Annotated in this window: 5 protein-coding genes; all 5 read right to left on the bottom strand. The window is 67.1% G+C overall.

Features of this window, described 5'->3' with window-relative positions; genetic code table 11:
* Window positions 1-223 (bottom strand): FmdB family zinc ribbon protein (locus tag DPV74_RS39670; protein ID WP_049017300.1); only part of this gene is annotated, 223 nt, incomplete at its 3' end.
* Between the two features lie 95 nt (window positions 224-318).
* Window positions 319-945, bottom strand: a complete 627-nt coding sequence (locus tag DPV74_RS39675) for a methyltransferase domain-containing protein (RefSeq protein WP_119339173.1) — start codon at window positions 943-945, stop codon at window positions 319-321.
* Between the two features lie 17 nt (window positions 946-962).
* Window positions 963-2,540, bottom strand: coding sequence for a ubiquinone biosynthesis regulatory protein kinase UbiB (ubiB, locus tag DPV74_RS39680; RefSeq protein ID WP_027789152.1), 1,578 nt, complete (start codon window positions 2,538-2,540; stop codon window positions 963-965).
* Between the two features lie 12 nt (window positions 2,541-2,552).
* Window positions 2,553-3,179 (bottom strand): SCP2 domain-containing protein, encoded by a 627-nt coding sequence (locus tag DPV74_RS39685; RefSeq protein WP_006487883.1) that lies wholly within the window; start codon window positions 3,177-3,179, stop codon window positions 2,553-2,555.
* A 163-nt stretch (window positions 3,180-3,342) separates the two neighbouring features.
* Window positions 3,343-4,124, bottom strand: a 782-nt coding sequence (locus DPV74_RS39690; protein WP_162923286.1) for a Tim44 domain-containing protein, incomplete at its 5' end; no start/stop codon positions are given.

Consider the following 4,124-nt stretch of genomic DNA (forward strand, 5'->3'; position numbering starts at 1 on the left):
CGTCGCCCGACGCCGTCGCCGGCGCGCTGGTGCCGCCCGAACCGCCGCGGAAATCGGTGACATACCAACCCGAACCCTTCAGCTGGAAGCCCGCCGCAGTGACCTGCTTGCGAAATGCATCCTTCCCGCATTCCGGGCACTGCGACAGCGGCGCATCGCTCATCTTCTGGAGCACGTCCTTCGCGAAGCCACACGCTTCGCATCGATAGGCGTAGATCGGCATGATATTTTTCCCGCGGAAACTGGAAACGGCTTGCAAAACCTTGAATTATAGCTGAAACCCCGCCGCGCTCCGGCAATGGCCGCGACACCCGCGCATCAGCGGCGGCGCCACGTCAGCCAGCGCTCGTGACCTTCGAACACGGGCAGCGAATCGGTCACGGGCAAATCCTCGATCAGTTCGAAGTGCGGCGTGAGCAGCGCATCAAGTTCGGCGCGCTCGATTCCGAACGGCGGCCCCTTCGGTTTCGCCATCAGGAAGAAATAACCTGCCAGCAATCCGTCCACGGGCAGCAGCTCGGCCATGCGTGCCGCGTAGCCGGCGCGCATGGCCGGCGGCAGCGCGCACAGGAACGCGCGCTCGTACACCCACTGCACGTCGAACGGCGGCCGGTACGAAAAGAAATCGGCCTGCTCGACGACTTCCGCGTGCGCGCCGAGCCGCGCTTTCGCAACTGCCACTGCCTGCGCGGAGAAATCGATCGCACGCACGGGCCAGCCGGCCTGCGCGAGCCACCCGGCCTCCTGCGCACTGCCGCAGCCTGGAATCAGCACCGCGCACGGCTCGAGCCGGTGCGCGAACACGCGAAACCCGTCGGGCACGCCACCGAATTCCCACGGCGTCACGCCACGCGCGAAACGTTCGTCCCAGAACGATGCGTTGCCGGGATCGCGCGTCGTGAAATCGGCGGCCGCCGGTGTAGCCGGTTGCTTCGGATCGGACATCGCCCTGCTCCTTTCGGTCATGTGCCGTACGCGAGCGCGAGCAGCACGCGCGCGACAAGCGCCCCGACGCCGACGGCGAGACCGAAGATCAGCAACGCCTGCAGCAGCCGGTTCGTCCGCTTCTGCTCGACGAGAATCTGGCGCATCAGGTCCTCGCTCGCCGCGCGCGGCGCGTCGTGGCGCGCCGCCATCGCATGATGGATCAGGCGCGGCAGTTGCGGCAGCGTCTTGCTCCACTGCGGCGCTTCGACCTTGAAGCGCTCGTACCAGCCGCGCAGGCCGATCTGCTCGGTCATCCAGCGCTCGAGGTACGGCTTCGCGGTCTTCCACAGGTCGAGCTCGGGGTCGAGCGAGCGGCCGAGCCCCTCGACGTTCAGCATCGTCTTCTGCAGCAGCACGAGTTGCGGCTGGATCTCGACGTTGAAGCGGCGCGACGTCGAGAACAGGCGCATCAGCACCTGGCCGAGCGAGATGTCCTTCAGCGCGCGATCGAAATACGGCTCGCACACCGCACGGATCGCGCTTTCGAGCTCCTCGACGCGCGTCTCGGGCGGCACCCAGCCCGATTCGAGGTGGAGCGTCGCGACGCGGTGGTAGTCGCGCTTGAAGAACGCGAGGAAGTTCTGCGCGAGGTAGTTCTTGTCGAAATCGGACAGCGCGCCGACGATCCCGAAATCGAGCGCGACGTAGCGGCCGAAGGTGTTCGGATCGAGGCTCACCTGGATGTTGCCCGGGTGCATGTCCGCATGGAAGAAGCCGTCGCGGAACACCTGCGTGAAGAAGATCTCGACGCCTTCGCGCGCAAGCTTCTTGATGTCGACACCGGCCGAACGCAGCGTCTCGACCTGGCTGATCGGCACGCCGGTCATGCGCTCCATCACGAGCACCTGCGACGTCGAGAAATCCCAGAACATCTCGGGCACGAGCAGCAGATCGAGGCCCGCGAAGTTGCGGCGCAGCTGGCTGCCGTTGGCGGCCTCGCGCATCAGGTCGAGCTCGTCGTGCAGGTACTTGTCGAACTCGGCGACGACCTCGCGCGGCTTCAGGCGCCGGCCGTCGGCCCACATGCGCTCGGTCCAGATCGCGATGTCGCGCATCAGCGCGAGGTCGGAATCGATCACGGACAGCATGTTCGGGCGCAGCACCTTGACCGCGACGGCCTTGCCCGCGTGCTGGCCCTGCTTGAGCTTCGCGAAATGCACCTGCGCGATCGACGCGCTCGCGACCGGCTCCCGCTCGAATTCGTCGAACAGCTCGTCGACCGGCGCACCGAGCGACTTCTCGATGATCCCGATCGCGACCGCCGAATCGAACGGCGGCACCTGATCCTGCAGCTTCGCGAGTTCGTTCGCGAAATCGACCGACAGCAGGTCGCGGCGCGTCGACAGCACCTGGCCGAACTTGACGAAGATCGGGCCGAGGCTTTCGAGCGCATGACGCAGCCGCACCGCCGGCGGATCGGAATAACGGCGACCGATCGTCGTGATCCGCAGCAGCAGCTTCACGCGCCGGTCGTCGATCCGGGACAGCATCACTTCGTCGAGACCAAAGCGGATGACGGTGTAGACAATCTTGATGAAACGGAAAATGCGCATGCCCTGCGGCCCTCAGTGCGCGCCGCGCGGGCCGGAACCCGTGCGCGCGCCGATTTTTTGTTCGAGTCGTTCGACCCGCTTTTCGACCCGCGCGAGCGCATCGCGTGCGCGCGCCAGTTCGGCGTCGAAGCCGCCGAGCGACGCGCGCCGGACGACTTGCGGGTTCTCGTCGAGCCAGTATTCGGCAACGGAATCGAGCACGTTGCGGCCGGTACGTCGCGCGCGCGCACCGGCGTCGCGCACGACCGTCGCGATCCGGTATGCCGCCGCGTCGCCGACCAGCTTCGCGAGATCTTCTTCAGGTTCCCAGCGCAAGTGCTCGGCCAGCTTCGCGATCTGTGTCGCGAACTCCGCATCGCCCTCGATCTTCACGTGCTTCATCACGGCCGCCTGGCCGCCCTGCAGGAACGCGGCGACCGTGTCGCCCGCGAGCGCGATCGACACGTCGACCTGTTGCGCATCGTGCGCGTCGACGGCCGACAGATAGCCGTCGGGCTGCACCAGCAGCGTGAGCGTAACGGGAGGCACGTCGATCCGGGCAGTCTTGCCCGCATACGGAATCAGGCGGTCGCGCGCCCACGATTCGCGGGCGAGCAGGTGATTGACAGCAGCAGCAAAAGGCTTGGCGGCAAAGGTCATCGGGCTGGGAAAGAAAAAACCCGCGCAGGCCGGGCGCCCACGCGGGTTTCTATTGTAACGTCGGATCGTCGGCAGGCCGTGCCTGACCGCACACCCGGGCGGCAAGCGGTCGCAGTGCGGCAGCCTTTGCCCGGGTGTCCGGCGGCGTGGCCGCCGGACACGCTCAGTGCGTGTTGATCTGCTGGATGCCCGCGAGCAGCCAGCCCTGACTGCCCGACTTCGACAGGTTCCACACCTCGTCGAACGGCGCGGCCGACGCATTCGCCGATTCGCGGATCAGCCCATGGAAACGCACGCTCGCCGACTGCTCGATGCCGCGATCCTCGATCGCGACCAGTTCCGCGTCGAGCTGCACGACGTCGGTCTGGTTCGACTCGTTGCCGCGCGAATCGAGGTCGATTTTGATCTCGGCGAACATTTCGGGCGTCGTGAACTCGCGGATGTCGGCCAGGTTGCCCTGGTCCCACGCAGCCTGCAGGCGCACGAAATAAACCTTCGAGCTGCGCAGGAACGCTTCGGTGTCGAAGCCGGCCGGCACCTGGAGCGGTGCTGCCGCCGCCGCTGCCGCGCCTGCGCCCGCGGCACCGCCGCCGAACACGCCTTGCGCTTCGTTCGCGTAGCTGCTGCCGCTACCCGCATAGTTGCTGCCGGTGCCGCCCTGCTGGAACGACGGGCTCTGCGAGTAGCCGCCCGACGACGACGCCGAACCGCCGACCGAGTATGCCGGCTCCTGCGGACGACGGCGGTTCATGAACTTGCGGATCAGCCAGATGCCGACCATCGCGAGCAGCGCGATCACGATGACGTTCGCCATCATGCTCGCGAATGCGCCGCCCAGGCCGAAGTGCGACAGCAGCGCCGCGATGCCGAGACCGGCCGCGAGGCCGGCGATCGGCCCGAGCCAGCGCGAGCGGTTGGGCTGCGCGGCCGGCGCGGGCGCAGCCG

The sequence above is a fragment of the Burkholderia sp. HAN2018 genome, from assembly GCF_024704855.1.
GTDB classification, from domain to species: Bacteria; Pseudomonadota; Gammaproteobacteria; order Burkholderiales; family Burkholderiaceae; genus Burkholderia; species Burkholderia cepacia.